The following is a 23,709-nucleotide window of genomic DNA, read 5'->3' on the forward strand; positions in this document are numbered from 1 at the left end:
TGATGTGTTTGTTAAGTACCTGTAAATCAATGTTTTAAAATTACCGTATCGTCATCCTGATTTCTTCGTTTTTTAAAATGTTAGGTCTCGGAATGACGGTTTTTTAACGAAATTCAGTCAAACTCAGGTTTTGTTGGTTTTATTCGTAATTTTTGAAATCAAAAGGAATATGGGGGAGAATTTTTTATTGCTTACCTGAATTTTTGATTTTTATTTTTGAAAATAAAATCAGATTTTGGGTTTTTGATTCAAGTCAATTTTGCACGAACCATAAATTTTAAAAAAGATATTTTAACAATCATTAATACAATATATGTGCAAATACCTTAACACGCCTCTTTTGTTTCCCCTCCTAGCCAGCTGTTTGTTAACACTTGGTTCATTTTCGGATATCAATATCTCAAACCCATCAGATCAGTTAAAAGGTAAAGTCATTCTCCTGGATCCCGGTCATGGGGGAACAGCAGCTACTGATTCTTATCGCGTAGGGCCTTCTGGCGAAAGAGAGGAGTGGGTCAATTTGCGGGTTGCTCTTCTCCTGGGAGAAATGCTTGAAAAGGCAGGTGCCAATGTGATCTTTACCCGTATGGATGATTCATTTGTTTCGTTGGATGATAGAAGTAAATTGGCACTAGACAATAAGGCAGATCTCTTTGTTTCCATTCACCACAATGCCACAGCTGATTCCACCGTAAATTTTCCTATCATTTATTTTCATGGCAGTGCTGTGGAAAATGGCGCCAGTGTGGTCCTCGGGCAGAAAGTGGCCGACCAATTGCGCAAAAACTTGTTTGATGATCAGGGTCCCTTTAGCCTGGTTTCAGATTACACCATTTTCTCTACATCCGGGGCAAGTGTACTAAGGGGGACATATGGTATTCCCGGAATTATCGCCGAGGCCTCTTTTTTCACGCATCCAGGGGAAGAAAAAAGACTCAAGTCAACAAATTACAACGAGATAGAGGCCAGGGCTTATTTCGAAGGTATAATTGATTTTTTTTCAAGTTCAGTACCGGAAATTCAGGAGAAAAAATCCCCACTGGAAATTTCTCCATTTGAAGTTTTCCAGGAGGCCGAAAGAATGCGTCCTGAGGCTTTACAATGGAAGGCCAATTATGAGGCAGGCAAAGGGTTGATAGAATCCGGTGAAAAAAGCCAACTGGACAGTGCTTACCAACTGCTTACACTTTCCGTGAGATCCTTTCCTGATTCCTATGTTGCCAAACACTGTCATGTGTTGCGGGCGGACATTTTGGCCCGACAAGAAAAAAAAGCTGAGGCCAGAATGGAAAGAAAGCGAATTCGGGCTTTTTATCCCTGATCGCTATTTTGCTCTTTCTTTCAGTTCGGTTTGAAGTTGGGAAATCACGGTTTCCAAAACGGTGTTGGTTTCCATGATCAGAGGAGAAAGTTTTTCTGGTTGATCTTGCCTTTCAGCCAGGTGCTCGATTTCCCGGATGATCGGACTTAAAATGTCAATTTTAATATTATCGATGCTTGGTTTTATCTGATGTGCCAGGTTTTTGATTTCGGTAAAATTTTTCTGATCAAAGGCAGCGTTCAGCCCACTTATGGTGTTTTTTGCCTGATCAATAAATAGTTTTGTCATTTCGATGATAAACTCGTCGCTCCCCCCACTGATTTCTTCCAAATTAACGAGATTGTATAATTTTCCCTGGCTATTTTCCATTGTGGCTTGGTCTATTTAGGCTACAAATATATCATTTGAAACGGAAAAAACCGCATGTGGGATTTTCAGTTTTTTTCCATGCTTCACAAGAAAATAGACTTAAATTGCGCCCAGTTATAAAGAATCAGCAATAAATAATTTTTGTTCATGTCAGATGTGAATCATTATTCAAAGATAGCCAGCGAGTTGGGGGTTAAAAATGATCAGGTGGTCAGTACTGCCGGATTATTGGATGAAGGTGCCACCATCCCCTTCATTTCCAGGTACAGAAAGGAAGTTACCGGAAGTTTGGATGAGGTGCAGGTTGCCGCTATCCGGGATCGGCTCCAACAACTAAGGGATCTGGAAAAAAGAAAGGAAGCCATCATCAAATCCATTGAGGAACAGGGGAAATTGACCGGGGATCTTGAGGCCAGGGTTTTGGCAGCGGAAACCATGAGTTTACTGGAGGACATTTACCTTCCCTACAAGCCGAAACGTAGGACAAAAGGTACCATTGCCAGGGAAAAGGGCCTGGAGCCATTGGCCAACCAGATATTTGCTCAGGAACGCCTTCAGCCAGAAACCATTGCCAAAGATTTTGTGGATGAAGAAAAGGGTGTGCAAACCGTTGAGGAGGCCTTGCAGGGAGCAAGGGACATCATGGCCGAATGGGTGAATGAAGATGCTGAAATAAGGAAAAATTTACGAAAGCTGTTTATTGAAGAAGGGAAATTCACTTCCAGGGTAATTCCAGGAAAGGAGCAGGAGGCCATGAAGTACAAAGATTATTTTGATTGGGAAGAGCCCATCAAATCTGCTCCGTCTCATAGGGTCCTGGCCATGAGAAGGGGCGAGAAAGAGCTTTTTCTGATGTTGGATACAGGGCCAACGGAGGCAGCAGCTCTGGAAGTAATTGAGAAGAGGGTTTTAAAAGCCAATAACCTCTGTGCCGAGCAGGTAAGTATGGCGATAAAGGACGGGTACAAACGGTTATTAAAACCTTCTATGGAAACCGAAGTCAGGCTGTATTCCAAGAAAAAGGCAGACGAAGCCGCGATAAAGGTATTTACAGAAAACCTGAGGCAACTGCTTCTGGCTTCTCCATTGGGTGAAAAGTCCGTAATGGCCATAGATCCTGGGTTTCGAACAGGGTGTAAATTGGTTTGCCTGGGACCTCAGGGGCAGTTGTTGCAGAATGAGACCATTTATCCAAATGAACCTCAAAAGAAGACCATGGAATCAGGAGCATTGGTAAAATATTTGGTGGAAAGGCACCAGATTGAGGCCATTGCTATCGGAAACGGTACTGCGAGCAGGGAAACGGAGCTGTTCTTTAAAAATATTGGCTTGCCGCCGGAAGTACTCATTGTAATGGTCAATGAAAGCGGGGCTTCCATCTATTCTGCTTCTGATGTAGCCAGGGAAGAATTTCCCGATTATGATCTGACGGTAAGAGGAGCTGTTTCCATAGGAAGAAGGTTGATGGACCCACTGGCAGAATTGGTAAAAATTGATGCCAAATCCATTGGGGTAGGGCAATATCAACACGATGTAGACCAGACTGCCCTGAAAAACTCCTTGGATGACACCGTAATGAGTTGTGTAAATGGAGTAGGGGTGGAAGTGAACACGGCATCCAGGCAATTGCTTACCTATGTATCCGGGCTTGGGCCCTCACTCGCACAAAATATCGTGGCATTTAGAAATGAACACGGCCCCTTCAAAAGCAGGGAAGATATCAGGAAAGTACCCCGGTTGGGAGATAAGGCCTATGAGCAGGCTGCGGGGTTTTTGAGGATCAGAAATGGCGCCAACCCACTGGATAGTAGTGCGGTCCATCCGGAAAGGTATGATTTGATTGAAAAAATGGCCAAAGATATGGGCGTTTCTGTGGAGCAATTGATTAAAGATGATCAGTTGGTCCAAAAAATTCCATTGTCAAAATATGTGGATGAACAAGTAGGCCTGCCCACCCTTGAGGATATTCTTGAGGAATTGGGTAAGCCTGGGAGAGACCCTAGAGAGCAATTTGAAATATTCCAGTTTCAGGAGGGAATCAATGAAATGAAGGACTTGAAAGTGGGAATGGAATTGCCCGGAATTGTGACCAATATCACGCAATTTGGTGCCTTTGTGGATATTGGCGTCCATCAGGATGGCCTGGTTCATTTAAGTCAGCTTGCAGATCGATTTGTAAAGGATCCAAAAGAAGTGGTTACAGTCAATCAAAAAGTTCAGGTGACCGTTATGGAAGTGGATTTGCCGAGAAAACGGATTGGTTTGAGTATGAAATCAGATCCATTTGCGAAAGCTACTCAGGAAAATAAATCAGAGAACCCTGGTAAAAAACGCAAAACAAAAAAGAAAGAAGAAAATGAAAGTATGGCGGAGAAATTAAATTTGCTGAAGCAAAAATTCGGAAAATAAGTGAATGCAACTGCCCTGAAAGGCCCATGTTCATAAATTGAGCATGGGCTTTTTTTATCAAAAAATTGAACCCAAAACGGTGATCATGAATTGATTGTGTGATTTTTTAAAGAAAGCCTCTGTTAAGATGATTTAAACAGAATAAAATATTTAAAATGATAAATTATACAATAAAAAAAATTATATAAGAACCATTAATTTTTTTTGGTAAAAAAAACACCTTAAAAAAGATGAATTAATGTTTTATAAAAAAATATAGGTTTAAAATAAACTAAAAAATTTAAAAAAAGAACATAATAATTTAATTACGATAATAAAATAAACCATTTTTTGTTTTTATTATCAAAAAATAAAAATAATTAACTCATCTAAAAAATATTAATAAAACATTAAAATATATAATAAAATATATTATTAACTCTTTAAAATTTAAATAAAAAGATAATAAAATATCAAAAACAAATATCATTTATATATTTCGTTTTATTGATTATTGTGAAAAATAATTTGGTAAATTTTTCTAATCCGGTTTCCTGTTTTATATTTATCTCGAATTGTTGGAATTAGGGTTCCATTTAAGCCACTTTTTCCTATAAAAACAATTTTACCCCCAAAGTAACCTTTTCAGACTTCCCCAAAATCAACCGCTTGGGCCGGCCGGTGTTTATCCGGTTAAAATCTTAACTTATTAACCATTAACAACATGATTAAAAAATTTACTCACGCAAAGGAAGGGAGTAATGGCATGACCAAACTCCTCCTTGGATTGATGATCCTGTTCGGGTCAACATTGATTAATCCGCTCTTTGCACAAGAGCGGTCAGTATCTGGAAAGGTAATTGATGAAAACAAGCAACCTATTCCGGGAGCAAGCATATTGGTGAAAGGAACGACCAAAGGAGCCGCTACTGATATTAACGGGGAGTTTTCACTTTCCTTGTCAGGAACCGAAAACCTTCTGGAGGTTTCTTTTATTGGTTATGACAAAAAGGAAGTAAAAGTGGGCAATCAAAGTGAATTGACCATCTCTCTTTTACCCGATGAAACAGCCCTATCAGAGGTAGTTGTTACCGCCTTTGGAATGGAACGGGAAAAGAAGGCGTTAGGCTACACTACACAGGCGGTAGAGGGTAGCCAAATCGCTGATGCCCGCCAGCCGAATATTGCCAACAACCTTTCCGGTAGAATTGCCGGCGTACAGATCAATAGCAATTCCATGCCCGGTAGTAGCTCTCATATTGTTATCAGGGGATCTTCTTCAGTAGCAGGAAACAACCAGCCATTGGTGGTGCTGGATGGTGTTCCATTGGAACAGTCTTCAGACAGGAGATATGGCGGTGGATTGTCAGAGATCAATCCTGATAACATCAAGGAAATAAACGTTCTTAAGGGAGCTACTGCGGCAGCTCTTTACGGATCCAGAGCGGCAAACGGTGTGATCATGGTTACCACTAAAGATGGTTCCGGTGCTAAAGGCATTGGTGTGGAATACAACACCAACATGACTTTTGACAGACCATTGGTAGAACCAGGATTGCAAAATATTTATGGTGGAGGTATCGGGTACAGGACCTGGTATGTGGACGGTAGAAATGGTTTTGATGCCGATGGAATTCGCGGTACTGCCGGAGTGGATGAAAGCTGGGGTCAGCCCATGGATGGCAGCGAGGTGCCCCTTTGGTACAGTGCTCCGGGAAGAGAGCCTTTATTGCCTCAACCTGATAATTTTCAGCAGTTTTGGGAAACCGGCAGGAGTATGACCCATAACATTGCGGTGGCAGGTTCCAATGAATCCGGTAATTTTAGGTTGTCTATGGGTAGACTTGACCAGTCTAGTATCATGTACAACAACGATTATTACAGAAACAATTTCAAGCTCAATGCAGGATACAACTTTACCGATAAGTTAAGCTTCACTGTGAGTGCGGAATATGTGAAATCAGGTTCTGATAACAGAAGGTATACCGGAAGTTCTGATTTTATTTGGGCGCACAGGCATACAGACTATGATAAGCTGAAAAACTGGGAGCAATATTATGACATCCAAAGGGAAACTTTCCGACCTGGTGACGATTATCCCTACGCCAATTGGCAACATGAATATTTTACCAATCCTTATTTTCTTCAGGACCGCTATCCTAATGCCAACGAAAAAGATAGGCTGGTTGGAAATATAGCGGCTACCTACAGTTTTACAGACGACCTTAAGGTAATGGTCAGGTCTGGTACTGACTTCTGGACCGATAGCAGAACTGATGTGACAAGTGTAGAAAGAACCAAAAATTTTGTGCGAATTCTGGGAGCTTATACAGACACCCAAATGACCAGTCAGGAAACCAATAGTGATATTATCCTGACATATAACAAAACTTTGGATAACGGATTTTCGCTCAACCTCCAGGGAGGGGCCATCAACAGGACCAATAATTACAAAATGACAGCTGTAAATGTCAGGGAATTGACCATTGATGGTTTGTACAATCTGGGTAATTATGCCAGTCCCGTTGTACCATCCAGTGAGATCAGAAAGCAGGTAGTAAATAGTGTTTTTGGTTCTGCTCAATTTGGGTACATCAATTCCATTTTCCTGGATGTAACAGGTAGAAATGACTGGTCCAGTACATTGCCCGTAAACGGCAATTCCTTCTTTTATCCTTCTGTGGCTTTGAGTGCCGTGCTTACGGACTTATTTAACGTACAAAGCAATTTCCTTACCTTCGCTAAAGTGAGGGCCAGTTTGGCACAGGTAGGAAACGATGCAGATCCCTATTTATTGAATCAGGTTTTTGCTTCTCAGGGTCTTTGGGCAGGCACTACACCTGCATACGCAGCGGCTGATGAAATCGCCAATAGAAACCTGAAACCTGAAATTACCACAGGACAGGAAATTGGCTTGGACATGAGGTTTTTGAATGGAAGGATTGGTTTGGACTTTACTTACTACCACCAGTCCACTACCAACCAGATTCTAGCCGTGGCCATCTCAAGGGCATCCGGATATCAAAGCCAGATTCTGAATGCCGGAGAAATTACCAACCAGGGGATTGAATTGATGTTGACAGGGTCTTTGTTGCAAAATTCAGGAGGATTAAACTGGGATGTGGCATTAAACTTCGCCAGAAACAGGAATCTTGTAGTGGAGTTGGCCGAAGGTCTTGAAAACTACACCCTGGGTAGTCAGAATAGTTTGACTTCAGAAGCCAGAATCGGACAGCCTTACGGAACACTCTATGGAAGAAGGTACCTGCGTTCTCCGGAAGGTGAGATTGTTTACAGCAATGGTTTGCCACAACTTGAAGCCGGTACTTTTCAGCTCGGCAACATTCAACCGGACTGGATTGGTGGCTTGTCAAACACTTTTTCCTACAGAGGATTTACCTTAGGTTCATTGATAGATGTGAGAATGGGCGGAGACTTGTTTGACGTAGGTACCGGCCTGGCCCGTAAAACAGGACAGTATGTAGAAACAGCCATTGGTAGAGAAGAGGGGGTTATCGGTCAAGGTGTGAAAAACGTTGGAACGGATGAAAGCCCGGTTTATGTAACCAATGACGTGATCGTAGGTGCCCAACCCTTTTGGAACGCTCAAAATCCAAGGACCTATCACGAATCAGGGATATTTGATGGGTCATTTATCAAACTCAGAGAATTGTCTCTGGGCTATAGTTTGCCACAATCCCTGCTATCCAATACCTTTCTTCAAAGTGTCAGGATATCTGCAGTGGGAAGAAACCTGGCTATTTTATTCAGAAATCATCCCCATCTGGATCCCGAATTTGATGGAAAAGGTGGTAATGCCCAAGGTTTTGGATATGGCGAAATGCCTTCTACCAGAAACATAGGCTTTAACCTGAATGTATCCTTTTAAGCGATTTCCAACCTGGTAAAGAAAATTACAATGAAAAGATTAAAATTTATACCATATACCCTAATGTTGGGTCTATTCCTTCTGGTCGGTTCCTGTACAGAGGAATTTGAAGAGATCAATACAGATCCTAACAATCCTGTTACTATTTCTCCTGCCCTGTTATTGCCTAATGCCATTCAGGTGTCCGTAGACAGGTACTGGGGGCATAGTACGCGTTTTGAAAGATTGAATATCGATGCAGCCATGTGCTGGATCCAGCATTTGGCAAGAAACATATATATCAATGCTGAAGGAGATACCTATGAAATACCTATTACTGTTTCCACCGGGACCTGGGATAACTTGTATAACAGTTCTTTGGTAAATCTGGAACAGGTAATTGAATTGGCCGGTGAAGGTGGAGCATTTCAAAACCGCAATTACGAAGGTATAGCCCTGGTTATGAAAGCATTTACCTTTTCCTATTTGACAGACGTCTTTGGACCAATTCCTTATTCCAATGCCTTAAAAGGGGCGGCAGATGAACCTGTCAATTCTCCGGATTATGATTCCATGGAGGAAATTTATGCCGGTGTCTTGGAAGATTTGAAAATGGCCAATGAAAAGCTGACAATAGGAGGTCCGGCGGTAAATGGAGATATCATGTTTGATGGGGACATCTTACGCTGGAAAAAGTTTGCCAATTCCCTGAGGATCAAATTGGCCAACCGTCAGGCTGCCAAAAAGCCCGCAGAATCCAGGGCCATCATGCAGGAAATTCTATCCTCACCTGAAACCTTTCCTATCTTCACAGGGAATGATGATTATGCACAGCTCAATCATGCCAACGTGATCGGAAGCAGAAATAAAATGTTTGATGTTTTTTCTACTCGTTCTGACTGGAATATCAGCACTACCCTAATAGATAAATTGCTGGAGTTGGATGATGATCGCATCAGTGTTTATGCCTTACCGCTGGCGGACGGTTCTTTTGCCGGATTGCCGAATGGATTAACAGATGCAGCGGCATCTTCCATATCTGCCTCTACCATAGGACAGAAGTTTCTTGATCCCGAAGCACCAAGTATTTTGATGACGTATTCGGAATTGATGTTTATATTGGCTGAAGCTGCTCTTGAAGGAGATATAGCAGGGGATCACATGGATTACCTGGAAATGGCCATCAGCGGTTCTTTCGAACAGCATGGTTTGGAGATGCCGGCAGATTATATCAGCAGATTGGGAAATGTAGATAAGGAAGCCATCATGACACAAAAGTGGATCGCCTTGTTTGGTCAGGGTATAGAGGCCTGGACAGAATACAGGAGAACAGGTTTTCCTCAAATGCCAACACCTGATCCCAACGCTATTTTTGTAAACGATGGGGTACTGCCTACACGAATCGAGTATCCACCTTCTGAATATTCATTGAATATGACCAATCTTGAAGAAGGAATACAAATGCTGGGTGGTGGAGATAATATGAGAACCAGGTTGTGGTGGGCGGAATAATAGCCATCCCATTTATTTTACTCGGCTAAATGAAAATCATTCATAATCAATTGAATACAAATCATGAAAAACTTATTAAATAAAATTGCCTTTCTGGGTTTGGTTGTGTCGGCATTTTCTTGCGTAGATGCAGTAGAACTGGCCACACCTAATGTCGCCTCTCCCGTTTTGGTAGTCCTCGAAGGAAATGAATTTGAGGCCAGCACAGGTGTTGCTGTTGCTGGTTCTTTTTATGAACTTGACAAAAGCGGTATTCTGGATCGGACCGTAGGCATTGATTCTATCCCGGTTTCCGGCTTGGAAATAACTGTTTTCATTAATCAGACGGAAGAAATAAGTACTTTAACTACCGATGCACAGGGAAAGATCATGTTTGAAAATCCATGGACTTCCCTTGGAGTGGCAACACCAAGCTCTGGCACCCAGATCAGATTGGAATTTGCAGGTACTTACAATGATATTGCCTTCAGACAATACCACAATGTGCGTGTAAAATAAACCATCAAAAAGTAGGACAGTGTTCCTTAAGTGAGGGATGTTTTGTTTTGGTAAAAGTCTTATTCAAATATTGGTATTGTATATCTATATGGAAAGGACAGGTAAAACCCAGAACAAAACATCCTTTTTTGTATTTTAGTCTCATAAATTAATTTTAACCACTTAACACCAAATCAATCATGACAAAATTAAACAGAAGAAACTGGCTTAAATCAAGTCTTACAATGACCGCGGGCCTCATGTCAATGGGTTATGCCGGTGCGGCTTCCGGATCATCCGTTGCTTCTTTGGGACCTTCATACCTTCCAAAAAAGGACAGGTATGCCAGGTTAACCTCCAATGAAAATCCTTTCGGCCCATCCCCTTCGGCCAAGAAAGCACTTAAAGCTGCTATTGACGATTCTTTCCTTTATCCCAGAGAATACAGGCAGACCCTGATTGAATTGATTGCAAAAGAAGAAGGAGTAAGTGAAGATCATATTTTGCTTGGAGCCGGATCCAGTGAGTTATTACATGCTGCAGCTAGGGTATATGGCGGAGCAAAGGGTAAGGTTTTATCCGCTGACCCCACCTATACATCCCTGATCAGGTCTGCCGAAATGATGGGCTCTGAATGGATCAAAATTCCATTGGACAAAAATTTCGACCACGATTTGTCTACCATGGAGTATAAAGTAAAACCAGGTGTTTCTTTGGTTTATCTGGTGAATCCAAATAATCCAACGGGAAAAATAATGACTGGTGAAGAGATCATTGGCTTTTGTAATACGGTATCCTCTAAGGTCCCTGTATTTGTTGATGAAGCTTATTGGGATTATATGGAGAATCCCAAGGGGTCTACCACTACTGCCTGTATCAAGGAAGGAGCAAATGTGATTGTCGCCAGGACATTTTCTAAAGTACACGCCTTTGCTGGTTTACGGGTAGGTTATTGCATTGCTCAGCCGGAAGTCATCAAAGAGTTGGCCAAAGAAGGCCCCAGAAATACCCTGAGCGGTCCTTCAATGAGTGCTGCTACAGCCAGTTTGGTGGATTATGATTTTATCAAATATTCTGTTAAAATGAATAATGAGGGTAAGAAATTCGTTTATGATGTTTTGGAAAAAACAGGTCATGATTATTTTCCCTCCCATACCAATTTCATTTTATTTCCCATAGCCATGGATTACGCAGATTTTAAAAAGAAGATGCTGGATAATGGGGTAGGAATAAAAAGCATGAATGTGGCCGGTCAAGATTATTGTCGGGTCAGTATGGGTAAAATGGAGGATTTGGAAATGTTTGCAGGTGCTTTTCAAAAAGTCATCGGTACCACTATAAACAAATCCTAAATCGGGCCGAAGTTTCTTGATTTAGCCTTATTGAACAATAATTGGTTCAGCTTATAAAGCAGTCCTCTTTTTTAGGAGACTGCTTTTTTACTGTATATAGGGAAGAAACATATCTTGAGGGTTTGAAACTGTTAAAAATCAGGCTATTAATAAAAAAAAAGCAGCTTTTCACCCGAAAAGCTGCTTTCTGCGTTTACAGAGGTAAATCTGATCACATTGTAAAATTAACTGTTAGTGGTTTATTTTTTATGAAGAGTGTGTTTCTTTTTCCAATGCAGGCTCATATTCGATAAGGTTAAACCATTTCAACAAAGGTTTTATTATCCCTAAACCTATCAAAACAAACCCCACCAACAAAAGGGTGGTAGATGAAGCGAACAATTCGCCAAAGGAAAAAACCGTCAGCATGATTAGTGTGGAAAATGGAAGTGAACAAGCCAATATGTTTACTGCCAGTTCCATGTCAAATGTTTTATTCCAATTCTTATCATTGCCCTGTTCCAGAGCAGTAACGGATGCCATATGTGCAAATGGCCAGAAGCTTATGGCACTTTGTGGAAATACTACCAGAACCAAAATTGCTGCATAGGATAATTGAGGAGCTAATAGTAATATCGTACCACTCAATAAGAAGGTTAGCCCGGATCGGATCATTAATAACCCGGCGATTTTTCTAATTTGTTTCCAATTAAATACTACAGCAATTCCTATGAAAATCAACACCAAAGGAGTCATCAGATTGCTTAGGGTACTGATGGCAGTAGACATAAATACCGGTAGATGTTCTAAATGAATTCCCAGGCTGATCAATACCAAGGCAAGTATAATCACGATATTAATGGGCTCATTAACCAGGGACAGCAGCAGGGATTTAATTTTTTCCCCATTGCCCACCTTGATGTCATTGTTGATTTTAAAGTACCAACTCATGGCAATCATATAGGCTATAACCAGAACAAATATTTTGTTTCCAATATCAGCCAATGCACCCCAGGCCAGCGCATCGTCTCCGAGATATTCTATCAGAAAGGGAAAGCAAGATAAACCCGGTGCCAATGAAGGAAACAACAACAAATAGGTTCTGTAGGAAGGAGAATCTTTTTCCAACCCAAATAAAGGCAATGAAAATTTTAATATAAAGTATAGTGTGAAATTGAAGGCAAGTGCCATAATAGGCAATGCCAGTAAATCCCATTGCACTTCCGCCTTTAACAAAGCAACGAATATGATGGCAGGTAGCGCGACGGTAAGGATTATGGTTTTTAAACCTTTTTGCTGTGCAGGATCTTTTAGTTTTTTCCTTAATAAAAACCCGATAACCAATAGCAATAGCAAAGAAAGCGTCTTTTGGACAGCTAAGTTCATAGGAATTGATTAGTTTGTTAGTGAGTAAAGTGGGTGGTTATTTGGGGTCTATTGCTAATCAATCAATAATTATCAGGTGGTGGCTGTTTTTAGGGCATCCACAAACAATTTCATCTCGTCCATGGTACCCATACTGACCCTGCACCAAGGTGAGTCTGCGATAGAATAAACCCGTATGCCTACACCCTGGTCCATCATTTTTCCTGCGAATGCTTTACCTTCCTGCTGAATAGGGAAAATCATAAAGCTGGTATGGGAAGTAATGGGGTCAAATCCCATAGACCTCACCTGATCTAAAGTGTATTCTTTTGATTCTTTGTTCCATTTTCTGCAGGATGCAATGAATTTTTCATCTTTTAAGCTTGCAATGGCACCTTTAAGAGAAGTGACGCAAAGTCCCATCGTACCTCTAACCATGCTGGTAATGGACTTGATCCGCTCCTCAGTGGCAACCAGATAACCTACCCTAAGACCGGCCATACCGTGAATTTTAGAAAATGTTCTGGCTACCATTACATCATGACCTGCCTGAACCAATCCTACCATGGTATGATCTTCTGGCTTTTCCATAAATTCCAGGTAAGCCTCATCTACAAAAATGGGACGCTTTTTGGAGGCGCTTTTACAAAATGTTTTCAATTCAGCAGGATCCGTGATGGCACCCATTGGGTTATTGGGATTACACACGTACAATAACTTGGTCTCAGAATCGATGGCACTTTCCATCGCATCCAGGTCATGAGAATAATCGGCTTTTAATGGAACTGCCTTCCAATCTCCGCCCATTGCTTTGGCAGTATTGACCAAAGACATGTACGAAGGATCAGCGGAAATGACATTTCCTCCCTTTTGACACAATACTATGGCAGTTTTTTCCAACATATCGGTAGATCCTGGACCGAGCATTATGTTTTCGGGTTTAACGCCCTCTTTTTCTGCGAGCATGTCTATCAGGTATGCTGCATCTCCATGTCCATAACGGTTTCCCAGGCTAATGGATTCGGCGATGGCTTTCTGAACGCTGGAGGAGGGACCAAATGGATTTTCATTGGCCAGAAGCCTGGCCTTCATTTTTACATCTTTATACATGGGATTCATTTCCCACAACATACTTTCGCTGCTCCAGTTCTTTGTAGATATGGAATTGGTTTTTGCTGAGAGGTTTCCGGTTATCAACGGTATCGAACCTAAACCCAAAACGCTGGTTTTTAACCAGTCCCTTCTGTTAAAATTTTTCATAAGTCTACTTTTGTAAAGTGGTTAATATTTTGGTTTAAATTTACACCAAATTCGAATGAAAAAAAATAAAAACATAAAAAATAGGTCTGTTTTTAATCCAGTAAAATTATTTTTTGTATAAAAAAATTAAAAATAAGGTTAATATATACCCTATGAGTTAAGTTAGTTATCATTTCCTGTTGGATTTGAGTTTTTCGCAATTAACGGGAGGTATTTTATGATTTTTTTGTTAGCGCATGCCTTTGCCCCCTACTGTCTGAATGCCTTAATTGTCAGGAAAAATAAAACAAAATTGTTTATTTTATCAACAATTTATATATTTACAATGTTATAAATATCAACATATACTTCAAATGGAAACTTACTTCAGAATAAACTTCACTACAAAAAAACTTCCCTCTGGAAATGTTCAGGTCAAATTTCAAGTCCTTGATTCCCTTAAACCGAGTTATGGCTATCTCTTGGTTGGAGGCGACTATTCAGATCAGGAAATCGTAGATGAAATCAAAAAGAGGCTGAGCCAAAGGTCCCATTCCAAAATGGATCTGCTCAGGTTTACCTTCAAAAACGAATGGAAAGATGACCACCAATTTTTCTTGTATTCCGCATGACTTTCCTCGCTGCAAACATTAGACTTTTGCGAAAAAGCTGCGGGCTTACCCAGGTTCAGCTTGCTGAAAAATTAGGCGTGCAGAGAAGCATGATTTCTGCCTATGAGGATGGCCGGTCGGATCCAAAACTTTCAGCATTGGAAGTAATGACTGCTATTTTTGATGTCACCATGGATGAATTGGTTTTTTGGGACATTAAAAAAAAGGGTCGTAAATACCTGCAAAAAGATCAACTAAAAATATTAACAGTTACTTTGGACAAAAAAGATGAGGAGTGGATAAGTATGGTCGGACAAAAAGCTTCTGCCGGCTATCTAAATGGTTTTTCAGATCCTGAATACATGGAAAAATTGCCCAACTTCAGTTTGCCCCATCTTTCGAAAAACAAAACCTACCGGGCATTCGAAATCAGCGGAGACAGCATGCTTCCCCTGATGCCTGGAACATTAATTATCGGGGCTTATGTAGAAAGTGGTCTGGAAATAAAAAATGGCAAAACATATGTTTTGGTTACCAAAAACGAGGGTGTCGTTTATAAAAGGTTATTCAATTATATCCAGGAAAGGGGGAAATTATTCGCTGTGTCCGACAATGACAGGTACAAACCATATGATATTCCTGCGCAGGATATTTTGGAAATTTGGGAAGCCAGGGCCTATATCAGTACGGATTTTCCAGAGCCTTCAGCCAGTCCTCTCTCCCTGGAAGATTTGGCGGAGATGATACAGGAGATCAAAACCGATATCCGAAAAATAACAGGCAATTAAATTTTGACTTCTTTATCAGTCAGCTAATTCTTTGAATGCCATCAATACTTTTCCTTTAGCATCATACTCCTGGTCTAAATTGAATATTCCTTTTTCGAAGTTATGCCAAAGTCCATCCCCACAATCCAGGAATTCGCCAATTTGCTTAGGTTCTTCTTCCATGGCTGATCCGTAGTCATAATCGGGAATAAAGATAAGGGAAGCTAACTCCCTTCCTTTGTCCCAGTCCAGGGTTTTGACCTGATCATTCACCATGGCTTCCACTTTCCTTACGGAAAATTTAAACAGTAATTCGATTTTAATTTCCTGTGAAGGTCGGATGGATTTAAACCTGATGCAAAGTGGAGCTTCTTTTTTACTGATTTCATAGATGGCTTGTATGAAATCCTGGCAGGTGAGGTACCATTCATCCTGGTTTAGGGGAATATCCCTGGTGATCTTTCCATGAATGTCCTTGGCCAAAATTTTAATACCCCCTTTGTCTCCCAAAGCCTTTTGGTTTGACCACTTTGAAGAAGAGTAGAGTTTTTTTATGATTTGCTCCCAAAGTTTTGGGATTTCGCCTTTATAGCTATAGTCATCAGCCATGGTAAAACCTTCGTCGGTTATCTCTTCAGGGCTTAAGTTTTCTCTTCCGGTATATTGGATATCGAATTGTGTGTTAACGAAATTCTTGCCAAAAGACATTTTCAGCTTAAAAACATGGCTGAAGGGTGGTGGCACTTCACCCGTAACATATTCTATTTCAAGCCTGATGATGTCATCTGATTTTAAATGCATGATGTATTCTTCCTGTAAGTGGATTTAAAATTAATGCTAATTCATCAAATTAAGGGATAAAAGCTAAAATTCCATTTTCTTGGCTGACAATTAGTAAGATTTTTCCAATTTAAATGAAATTAAATCCATCGGAGTTTTACAAATTTTGCCGAAATTTGTAACCATGGAGCAAGGTTATACAAAAAAAAAGAATGAATTGCTGGCAGATGAGCTGTATACCAAAGGCTGGGCGGTAATGGATCAATATATTTCTGAAGACTTCAGAAAACAACTTTTAAAGGAGCAGCGTGAGTTACTATATCACGGACAGTTTCGTCATGCGGGAGTTGGCAATGGTGACACTTTTGCCATCAAGCCGGAAATCAGAAGTGATAAGGTACTTTGGCTCGATGAATATCAATTGACTCCCCTGCAACAGACATACTGGAACGAACTGGATCAATTAAGAATTGCCATAAACCAACGGTGTTTTCTGGGGCTGCGCTCTTTTGAAGCCCATTTTGCCATGTATCCGCCCGGCTCATTTTATCTTCGGCACCTGGATAAGTTTCAATCGGTCAATTACCGGATTGTATCAGTAATCCTTTATCTGAATGATACCTGGGATGAATCTGAAGGAGGTGCATTGAGGTTGTATTTCACAGGGTCAAATGGATTAGAAGAGCATAAGGATATCTTTCCCATTGGTGGAAGGTTGGTTGTTTTTTTAAGCGGTGAAATGCACCATGAAGTATTGCCAACAAAAGCGACCCGGATCAGTCTCACGGGTTGGTACAAAGATATTTACTAAAACTATTGGTCTTTATTTTTACCGGATTCTCTCATTTCCCGAATCCGCATGGGCATGGCATCTATGGTTTTGAAAAGTTCATTCCAATCTACTTTTTGTTGCTCTCTTTTCAATTTTACACCTCCGTCCTTTCCAATCAGAACATAAGTATTTTCTTTCGACCCCATCCTAAATTTCTTTTCTAATTTTTCCCGGTAAGCAGGTGTAAAAACGTAATCATTATTGCCCGATAAGGTATCCGCAAAAAGAAAATAAAGCAAATCACGGTCAAGCAATTCTTTTTCAAGATCGGTGGTCCATTCCAGGCCCGGTTCTGAGTTTTGATCGGTTCCTGGAAAAACCAGCAAAACCCGGTGTTTCCACTGAAGATCCTCCAGGGTAATGGGAGAAGGATCAAGCTTCAAGGCAAACACAAGGAGTAAAGCAATCAGGAATTTCATGGTTAATCAACGGCATTTAAATAATACTGTGATAACCTATTGAAGCTTGTAATGTTTTTTACTGGCAAAATAATTTACAACTCCCCGCTACTTCCGGATCAACTGATGGTTGACCCGGGACTTGTAGCTTCATGTGGCGTAAGTAATTTATATTTTCCGCCGGCGTCTTCCGCCATAAGGATCATTCCCTCTGATGCAATTCCAGCCATTTTTTTTGGGGCCAGGTTGATCAGCATGGTTACCTGTTTTCCAATGAGATACCCGGGATCAAATTGTTCTGCCACACCACTTAATACCGTTTTTTGACCTTGCCCGGTATCCACGGTCAGTTGCAACAGTTTTTTTGATTTCTTTACTTTTTCGGCTTTTAATATGGTAACAATGCGCAAGTCCAACCTGGTGAAATCATCAAAGGATACCAAAGGTTTCACGGGAACTGTTTCATGCTGAACTTCCTTATTTTTGCGTTTGCTCTCCAAAAGTTTTTGTACCTGCTCCTCCACTGTACTATCCTCCACTTTCTTGAAGAGCAAAGCGGCTGGTTTAATTTCCTCACCTGCCTTTAACAGGTCCATTTGGCCTGCATTTTCCCATTTGAATATTTTTAAATGCAACATTTCCTTGATTTTTTCAGCTGTAAAAGGCAAAAAGGGTGCTGAAAGAATGGATAAATTGGCTGCGATATTTAAGGCTATATTCAGTATAGTGCCGGTTCTTTCCCTGTCGTTTTTAATGGTTTTCCACGGTTCGGTATCCGCCAGGTACTTATTGCCTGTTCTGGCAAAGTCCATCATAAGTGCCAAAGCTTCCCTGAACCGATACCTTTCCAAAGATTGGGCAATCTTATCTGGATAGGATTTCAAAGCCAATAACAGTTCTTCATCAATGGGCTGGGGGTCGGAATTTTCGGGCACTTTTCCCTCAAAGTATTTATGGGTCAGTACTACCGCCCGGTTGACAAAATTCCCGTATATGGCTACCAATTCATTGTTATTTCTGGCCTGAAAATCCTTCCAGGTGAAATCGTTGTCTTTGGTTTCGGGAGCATTGGCCGTTAGTACGTAGCGGAGTACGTCTTCTTGTCCGGGAAACTCCTCCAGGTATTCGTGAAGCCAAACCGCCCAATTTCTGGAGGTAGAGATTTTCTGACCTTCCAGATTCAAAAATTCGTTGGCGGGAACATTATCCGGCAGAATAAAATCCCCATGTGTTTTGAGAATAGCAGGAAAGGTGATACAGTGAAAGACAATATTGTCTTTACCGATAAAATGAACCAGTTTGGTCTCCTGATCTTTCCAGTAAGGTTCCCAGGCTATGCCCTTTTCTTTGGCCCATTCTTTTGTGGAGGATATATACCCAATGGGAGCGTCAAACCAAACATACAAAACCTTTCCTTTCGCTTCGGGAAGGGGTACAGGAATTCCCCAGTCCATGTCCCGGGTCATGGATCGGGCTTGCAGGCCCTCTCCGGCTTCCAGCCAACTCCTGCATTGTCCCAGAACATTGTTTTTCCAGTCATGAGCATGGTCTTTCAATATCCATTGCTTGAGAAAAGGGGTGTACTTGCCCAGGTCTAAAAACCAATGCCGGGTCATTTTAAGTACCGGTGTATTGCCACTAAGTTTGGATTTTGGGTTGATCAGGTCTGTTGGATTCAATGAAGATCCACATTTTTCGCATTGATCCCCATAAGCCTGTTCGTACCCGCAATTGGGGCAGGTCCCCTCAATGTACCTGTCTGCCAAAAACTGTCCGGCCTCCTCATCATAGTACTGTTCGGTTTCTTTCTCTACAAATTCCCCCTTATCATACAGGTCCCTGAAAAGCTGGCCAGCCGTCTCATGGTGAATGGCTGAGGAGGTCCTGGAATAATGGTCAAAACTAATACCGAATTTTTTAAAACTCTCCTTCATGATGCCGTGGTATCGGTCTACCACCTCCTGAGGGCTGATGTTTTCATTTTTTGCTTTGATGGTAATGGCTACACCATGTTCATCAGATCCGCAGACATAGGCCACATCCCTGTTTTGCAGCCGCAAGTAGCGCACATATATATCAGAAGGAATATAACACCCTGCCAGGTGGCCAATATGAAGTGGACCATTGGCATAAGGCAAAGCTGAAGTAACGGTATATCTTTTAAATATTTTTTCGCTCATAGCCCACAAAGATAGCGAAAATAGGTTTTAGGCGAAATATGAAGGCACATTAATCGACCGTATGGGACCAAAGCCAGCTGGCCCCGGGCACTGTACTTAATTTTTACCAAATGGCAAGGTGATTCCCAACCAGGGAATAGCAATCAGGGTATCTAAGCCAGGAGCAATCGGTAAAAATAAACCGTAATCCAGACTGATCCTTTTGATGATCCTTCTACCTCCGGCGGACAAGATACCTATGGTTTCGCCACCTGCTGCAATAAAATAGTTTTCAGTTAAAAAGTAACCACGGGGACCTGTTCTGATCATCCCGGCAACAGAAACAGTAGGTGCATTGGCAATGGACCCTCCGGCGAAGGCCCATCCCAATCCTATGGTGAGGTTTTTATCCCGGGATCCGAAAGTGGACAGGCCGTATAGCATGCCAAACCCTCCGTCATCTGTTCCAATAACGGTTCCGGCCAATGCTCCTGCTCCAAGGTTGAATTTATCTTTTACGACTGGGATGGAAACTTTGGGAGTGATCCATACCGGGGTTTGGGATCCTGCAAAAAGAAAAAGAGGCACCATTCCGGCTCCAATAGAAAAATTATCCGTAATCCCGGTAGAAACCTGATTGAAAAAGATCCATACGTTTTGGTAATAGGATTCTCCTTTTTTCAACCCATACCCATTGGGAAGCCAATAGTATCGGGTGGCCTGGGGATTGGAAAACCAAAATTCCCCGTTTACCATCCTGCCAGTATCCATACCACTTATCCGTACGATATCGGAACGGAAGATGGTGATGTCACCAAGATTTTGGGTGCGAATAACGATTTTTACCTCATCCTCTGAGGTGATTGTCCCCAGGTATTCATTGCCATCTTTGGTTTGTACGAGCACCATCTGGCTTTCCTCCGACGGTCTGCCAGTGTCCTGTGCCCTTAACACAATGGGAAGGAAGATAAGCAGGGCAAAAACCAATTGGAGATAAATGATCCGGAAACAAACTAGCGCTTTCATACAGAGATCTAAATATTTTCACACTTAACAGAAGGTATACCAGTCAAATTAAAGGAAACAAAATACGATTTTATATGGATTAATTAAGCAATAAAAGTAATTAATTTTTAATTAATTTAATTATAGGATAAATTATAACCTTATAAATCAAAATCTATAAAATAATATTTTTAAGACCATTGCTATGAAATTTGCTTACAATTTAATCGTCTACAGCTGCTCCTACCATTTGTTTGAATTTCCAGGCAGTCTGGTCTCCTGTGCCACCCTGGGTTTGCTTCATGATAATACCAATGATTTGCTCCTGAGGATCTGCAAAGTATTGGGTATTGAAATAACCTCCCCAGACAAAAGTACCCGGACTGCCCAGGCCTCCTTTGGCCTGGCCACGTTCGGTCAAAACGCCGAAAGCCAAGCCATAATGCTGGTCCGCACCCCCATAAAGTTCCAGAGTTTGGTCTGCCATCATGGTGGCAATAGTCGTCCTGCTTAAGAATCTTTTGCCATTTAACTCACCTCCATTGAGATACATTTGAAGAAAGGTAGCATAATCCTTAGCAGTACTTGACAGGCCTGCTCCTCCTGAAAAGAATGTTTTGGCACCTTTTACAGGGTAATTTACATCATAAAAAGTATTGGGATAATCTTCCCATTTTTCATTTACTTTATGTTGTATGGCCACAAGGCGGTCTGCTTTGGACTCCGGCAAATAAAACCCGGTATCATCCATGCCCAAAGGGTCGAATAACCTTTCTTCAAGAAATGCTTCAAAGGTCATTCCGGACATGATTTCGATAAAATAACCCAGCACATCTAATCCAAGTCCATAGGTGTATTTTTCACCCGGGTTATGGTGCAGGGGTAGTTTAGCCAGTTTCATGACCACGTCTTTGATTTTTACATCCTCTGCTGTAAACAGGTCGGTGGTTCCGGCTTTATGGTAAATCATTTCCATTCTTTCATCTCCGTCGATCACCCCATAGCCCAGCCCTGAGGTATGGGTTAGCAAATGCCTGATGGTAATTTCCCTATTGGCGGATCGGGTAGTATAAGTAGTATCCGCATAGCGAAAATTTGCCAATACCTGGGGGTTTTTAAATTCTGGAATGTATTTGGAAATAGGATCATCCAATTGAAATTTACCTTCCTCCCAAAGCATCATTACGGCCGTGGAAGTGATGGCCTTGGATTGAGATGCAATACGGAATATGGCGTCTTTCTGTAGTTTTTTTCCTTGGGCATTGGCCTGTCCATAGGCTTTATGAAAAACAATTTTACCATTTCTGGCTATCAAGGCCACCGCTCCGGGAATGGTATTGTCAGATATGGCCTTTTCCAACATCCCATCTATTCGATTCAACCTTTCTTCAGACATGCCAGCATCCACAGGCTTTCCTTCGCTTAGGAAGGGTGATTGCTGTTGGCTGGTAGTCTGGGCATTGCTGCTGGCATTTACCTGAAAAATAACAATTAATACCACAAAGAATTTTTTGAGAGACATGTTGAATGAAGTTGGGGTTTTATGTTTTTTTACATTTTGAAAGTAAGCATTTAATTCAACATATCATCGTTTTTTTATTGAATTATCCTTCTTGGGGATCGTGGACTGTAATCTCCCGTGATTTTTTTTTTGTCCAATATTGGATGCCAGGCAACGCCCATAAGCATTTTTATGCATCCTTTGTCATTTATTGGGCTTTAATTTTTTCGGATACCCAAATAGCTGTAATTTTGGTTAAATATCAGGTACAAAAAATGTGAATTCAGAAAAGAAGCGTCTAATTATCTGGTCCGTGGCCATCAGTTTGCTGCTGCTGACCGTCAAGTTTTATTCTTTTTATATTACCCGGTCTAATGCCATACTGACAGATGCCATGGAGAGCATTGTTAATGTAGTGGCATCCTGTTTTGCGCTATACAGTATTTATCTAAGTGCTCTTCCCAAGGATAGTAATCATCCCTACGGGCATGGAAAAATAGAGTTTTTCAGTGCTGGCATTGAGGGGACATTGATCATAATTGCTGGCATATTTATCATTTATCAGGCCATCCTTGGATTTATTTTCCCTCAGGAGTTGACGGATTTACCGATGGGAATGGCCCTTGTAGGTTTTTCAGGGCTGGTAAATGGATTTTTAGGTTATTTGCTTCAAAAAAAGGGAAAACTACTCAACAGCATTACCTTAGAGGCCGATGGGAGACATCTTTCCACCGATGCCATCAGCAGTTTTGTATTGATAGCAGGAATTGGTATCATTTATTTTTCCGGTTGGATTTTTCTGGATAATATCATTTCCATGGCTTTTGCCATTTACATCATTTACAATGGTTATTTTTTGGTTAGACGCTCTGTCGCGGGTTTGATGGATGAGTCCAATCCGGAAGCCATTAACCAAACGGTGGAAATCCTGAACCGTAACCGAAAACCGAATTGGATTGATATCCACAACATGCGTGTTCAGCAATATGGCGGTGACAGTCATATTGATTTGCATTTGACCCTTCCTTATTATTTTGATTTGATACAGGTGCATGATGAAGTCCATGAAGTCGAAGAAGTGTTGGAGCAGGGGCTGCCAGGATATGTAGAAGTGTTTGTTCATGCGGACCCCTGTCTGCCCGATTCATGTTGTCATTATTGCCAGGTAAAAGACTGTCATGTTAGAAAATATCCCCGGTCAAAAAAAGTAAAATGGACAGCATATAACATGTCCAAAAACCAAAAGCACTACCATGAATTAAGTCAATTTTTCGCAGACAAACCCTGATCGATAGCAGATTGTTTTAAAATCTTAAATTTTTTTTCTTCATGAAAAATTGAGGTATTGATAAAATAAATCATAATTTTTGTCGTTAGAAGCAATTTTTTTGCTGTAAGATATGGTTTTTCACAATAAATAACTTGGCTTTTGTTAGGTTATAAAAATTATTATATATATAAAATTTTGTTTTATATCCTATTATTTGTATCTTAATACCGTGGTATTCATCTAAATTTTGAAGTCATGAAAGATAAGCAATTTACCGTACTAATAATGGTTTCCGCAATAATCTGGTTGTTGATCATTGGTTTTATCATCATTTGATCAATATTTTCCATTTTGTTTCCTACCTAATTTTTACAATATACGGAGTAAGTCAGTTTGGTCCGTTATAAATTTTCAAAGAGGCTGTCCGAAAAGGGCAGCCTTTTTTATGCGGCTATTTTTCCGGAATATTCGGAAAAGTTTGAATCTCCAATATTTCGTAGCACTGATAAACAATAA

18 protein-coding genes are annotated in these 23,709 nt (G+C 40.9%); 10 read left to right on the forward strand and 8 right to left on the reverse strand.

The window, feature by feature from the left end; translation table 11 throughout:
- Positions 1-364: 364 nt before the first annotated feature.
- Positions 365-1,321 carry an N-acetylmuramoyl-L-alanine amidase gene (locus HUJ21_RS11925; protein ID WP_291370049.1) on the forward strand — a complete coding sequence of 319 codons (957 nt, stop codon included), beginning with the start codon at positions 365-367 and terminating at the stop codon, positions 1,319-1,321.
- A gap of 3 nt (positions 1,322-1,324) precedes the next feature.
- Here the strand turns inward: HUJ21_RS11925 and HUJ21_RS11930 are convergent, their stop codons facing one another.
- Positions 1,325-1,690: an Hpt domain-containing protein gene (locus tag HUJ21_RS11930; RefSeq protein WP_291370051.1), complete on the reverse strand. Its 366-nt coding sequence runs from the start codon at positions 1,688-1,690 to the stop codon at positions 1,325-1,327.
- Positions 1,691-1,837: 147 nt separating this feature from the next.
- Here HUJ21_RS11930 and HUJ21_RS11935 point away from each other — a divergent pair, with 147 nt between their 5' ends.
- The 5 genes from HUJ21_RS11935 (at position 1,838) to HUJ21_RS11955 (ending at position 11,287) form a co-directional block, all read left to right on the forward strand.
- The gene (locus HUJ21_RS11935) at positions 1,838-4,099 is read left to right on the forward strand and encodes a Tex family protein (RefSeq protein ID WP_291370053.1); all 2,262 of its coding nucleotides are present in this window, start codon (positions 1,838-1,840) and stop codon (positions 4,097-4,099) included.
- Positions 4,100-4,868: 769 nt separating this feature from the next.
- Positions 4,869-7,967, forward strand: a complete 3,099-nt coding sequence (locus HUJ21_RS11940; RefSeq protein ID WP_291370083.1) for a SusC/RagA family TonB-linked outer membrane protein — start codon at positions 4,869-4,871, stop codon at positions 7,965-7,967.
- Positions 7,968-7,997: 30 nt separating this feature from the next.
- A complete protein-coding gene (locus HUJ21_RS11945) occupies positions 7,998-9,458 on the forward strand; it encodes a SusD/RagB family nutrient-binding outer membrane lipoprotein (RefSeq protein WP_291370055.1) in 1,461 nt (486 codons plus the stop codon).
- Positions 9,459-9,521: 63 nt separating this feature from the next.
- Positions 9,522-9,956, forward strand: coding sequence for a hypothetical protein (locus HUJ21_RS11950; protein WP_291370057.1), 435 nt, complete (start codon positions 9,522-9,524; stop codon positions 9,954-9,956).
- Between the two features lie 179 nt (positions 9,957-10,135).
- Positions 10,136-11,287, forward strand: a complete 1,152-nt coding sequence (locus HUJ21_RS11955) for a histidinol-phosphate transaminase (protein WP_291370059.1) — start codon at positions 10,136-10,138, stop codon at positions 11,285-11,287.
- Between the two features lie 246 nt (positions 11,288-11,533).
- On the opposite strand, the gene HUJ21_RS11960 is transcribed toward HUJ21_RS11955, so the two are convergent.
- Both HUJ21_RS11960 and HUJ21_RS11965 read right to left on the reverse strand, forming a co-directional pair.
- On the reverse strand, positions 11,534-12,652 hold the full coding sequence (locus HUJ21_RS11960) for a permease (RefSeq protein ID WP_291370061.1): 1,119 nt from the start codon (positions 12,650-12,652) through the stop codon (positions 11,534-11,536).
- 72 nt (positions 12,653-12,724) lie between these two features.
- A complete protein-coding gene (locus HUJ21_RS11965; RefSeq protein WP_291370063.1) occupies positions 12,725-13,891 on the reverse strand; it encodes a histidinol-phosphate transaminase in 1,167 nt (388 codons plus the stop codon).
- 353 nt (positions 13,892-14,244) lie between these two features.
- Between HUJ21_RS11965 and HUJ21_RS11970 the strand changes: the two genes are divergently transcribed.
- Positions 14,245-14,502, forward strand: a complete 258-nt coding sequence (locus tag HUJ21_RS11970; protein WP_166145037.1) for a hypothetical protein — start codon at positions 14,245-14,247, stop codon at positions 14,500-14,502.
- Positions 14,499-15,269, forward strand: coding sequence for a LexA family transcriptional regulator (locus HUJ21_RS11975; protein WP_291370066.1), 771 nt, complete (start codon positions 14,499-14,501; stop codon positions 15,267-15,269). Before HUJ21_RS11970 ends, HUJ21_RS11975 begins: the two co-directional genes overlap by 4 nt.
- 15 nt (positions 15,270-15,284) lie before the next feature.
- On the opposite strand, the gene HUJ21_RS11980 is transcribed toward HUJ21_RS11975, so the two are convergent.
- Positions 15,285-16,049 (reverse strand): hypothetical protein, encoded by a 765-nt coding sequence (locus HUJ21_RS11980; RefSeq protein WP_291370068.1) that lies wholly within the window; start codon positions 16,047-16,049, stop codon positions 15,285-15,287.
- Positions 16,050-16,212: 163 nt separating this feature from the next.
- Between HUJ21_RS11980 and HUJ21_RS11985 the strand changes: the two genes are divergently transcribed.
- Positions 16,213-16,839: a 2OG-Fe(II) oxygenase gene (locus HUJ21_RS11985; protein ID WP_291370070.1), complete on the forward strand. Its 627-nt coding sequence runs from the start codon at positions 16,213-16,215 to the stop codon at positions 16,837-16,839.
- 2 nt (positions 16,840-16,841) lie between these two features.
- Here the strand turns inward: HUJ21_RS11985 and HUJ21_RS11990 are convergent, their stop codons facing one another.
- The 4 genes from HUJ21_RS11990 to HUJ21_RS12005 all read right to left on the reverse strand — a co-directional run bounded on the left by HUJ21_RS11990 (position 16,842) and on the right by HUJ21_RS12005 (position 21,944).
- Positions 16,842-17,279 (reverse strand): DUF4174 domain-containing protein, encoded by a 438-nt coding sequence (locus HUJ21_RS11990; protein WP_291370072.1) that lies wholly within the window; start codon positions 17,277-17,279, stop codon positions 16,842-16,844.
- A 98-nt stretch (positions 17,280-17,377) separates the two neighbouring features.
- On the reverse strand, positions 17,378-19,438 hold the full coding sequence (metG, locus tag HUJ21_RS11995; RefSeq protein ID WP_291370074.1) for a methionine--tRNA ligase: 2,061 nt from the start codon (positions 19,436-19,438) through the stop codon (positions 17,378-17,380).
- A gap of 96 nt (positions 19,439-19,534) precedes the next feature.
- Positions 19,535-20,443 carry a hypothetical protein gene (locus tag HUJ21_RS12000; protein ID WP_291370076.1) on the reverse strand — a complete coding sequence of 303 codons (909 nt, stop codon included), beginning with the start codon at positions 20,441-20,443 and terminating at the stop codon, positions 19,535-19,537.
- 202 nt (positions 20,444-20,645) lie between these two features.
- Positions 20,646-21,944, reverse strand: coding sequence for a serine hydrolase domain-containing protein (locus HUJ21_RS12005; RefSeq protein ID WP_291370078.1), 1,299 nt, complete (start codon positions 21,942-21,944; stop codon positions 20,646-20,648).
- 256 nt (positions 21,945-22,200) lie between these two features.
- On the opposite strand from HUJ21_RS12005, the gene HUJ21_RS12010 reads away from it, so the two are divergent.
- Positions 22,201-23,211: a cation diffusion facilitator family transporter gene (locus HUJ21_RS12010; RefSeq protein ID WP_291370080.1), complete on the forward strand. Its 1,011-nt coding sequence runs from the start codon at positions 22,201-22,203 to the stop codon at positions 23,209-23,211.
- The last annotated feature ends 498 nt before the right edge of the window (positions 23,212-23,709 follow it).

The organism is Cyclobacterium sp., from assembly GCF_014762705.1.
Taxonomy (GTDB): Bacteria; Bacteroidota; Bacteroidia; order Cytophagales; family Cyclobacteriaceae; genus Cyclobacterium.

Bases quoted from the DNA above. Each gene is read 5' to 3' on its own strand.
- HUJ21_RS11930 (WP_291370051.1), bottom strand. From the start codon at position 1,690: ATGGAAAATAGCCAGGGAAAATTATACAATCTCGTTAATTTGGAAGAA.
- HUJ21_RS11935 (WP_291370053.1), top strand. From the start codon at position 1,838: ATGTCAGATGTGAATCATTATTCAAAGATAGCCAGCGAGTTGGGGGTT.
- HUJ21_RS11940 (WP_291370083.1), top strand. From the start codon at position 4,869: ATGATCCTGTTCGGGTCAACATTGATTAATCCGCTCTTTGCACAAGAG.
- HUJ21_RS11945 (WP_291370055.1), top strand. From the start codon at position 7,998: ATGAAAAGATTAAAATTTATACCATATACCCTAATGTTGGGTCTATTC.
- HUJ21_RS11950 (WP_291370057.1), top strand. From the start codon at position 9,522: ATGAAAAACTTATTAAATAAAATTGCCTTTCTGGGTTTGGTTGTGTCG.
- HUJ21_RS11955 (WP_291370059.1), top strand. From the start codon at position 10,136: ATGACAAAATTAAACAGAAGAAACTGGCTTAAATCAAGTCTTACAATG.
- HUJ21_RS11960 (WP_291370061.1), bottom strand. From the start codon at position 12,652: ATGAACTTAGCTGTCCAAAAGACGCTTTCTTTGCTATTGCTATTGGTT.
- HUJ21_RS11965 (WP_291370063.1), bottom strand. From the start codon at position 13,891: ATGAAAAATTTTAACAGAAGGGACTGGTTAAAAACCAGCGTTTTGGGT.
- HUJ21_RS11970 (WP_166145037.1), top strand. From the start codon at position 14,245: ATGGAAACTTACTTCAGAATAAACTTCACTACAAAAAAACTTCCCTCT.
- HUJ21_RS11975 (WP_291370066.1), top strand. From the start codon at position 14,499: ATGACTTTCCTCGCTGCAAACATTAGACTTTTGCGAAAAAGCTGCGGG.
- HUJ21_RS11980 (WP_291370068.1), bottom strand. From the start codon at position 16,049: ATGCATTTAAAATCAGATGACATCATCAGGCTTGAAATAGAATATGTT.
- HUJ21_RS11985 (WP_291370070.1), top strand. From the start codon at position 16,213: ATGGAGCAAGGTTATACAAAAAAAAAGAATGAATTGCTGGCAGATGAG.
- HUJ21_RS11990 (WP_291370072.1), bottom strand. From the start codon at position 17,279: ATGAAATTCCTGATTGCTTTACTCCTTGTGTTTGCCTTGAAGCTTGAT.
- metG (WP_291370074.1), bottom strand. From the start codon at position 19,438: ATGAGCGAAAAAATATTTAAAAGATATACCGTTACTTCAGCTTTGCCT.
- HUJ21_RS12000 (WP_291370076.1), bottom strand. From the start codon at position 20,443: ATGAAAGCGCTAGTTTGTTTCCGGATCATTTATCTCCAATTGGTTTTT.
- HUJ21_RS12005 (WP_291370078.1), bottom strand. From the start codon at position 21,944: ATGTCTCTCAAAAAATTCTTTGTGGTATTAATTGTTATTTTTCAGGTA.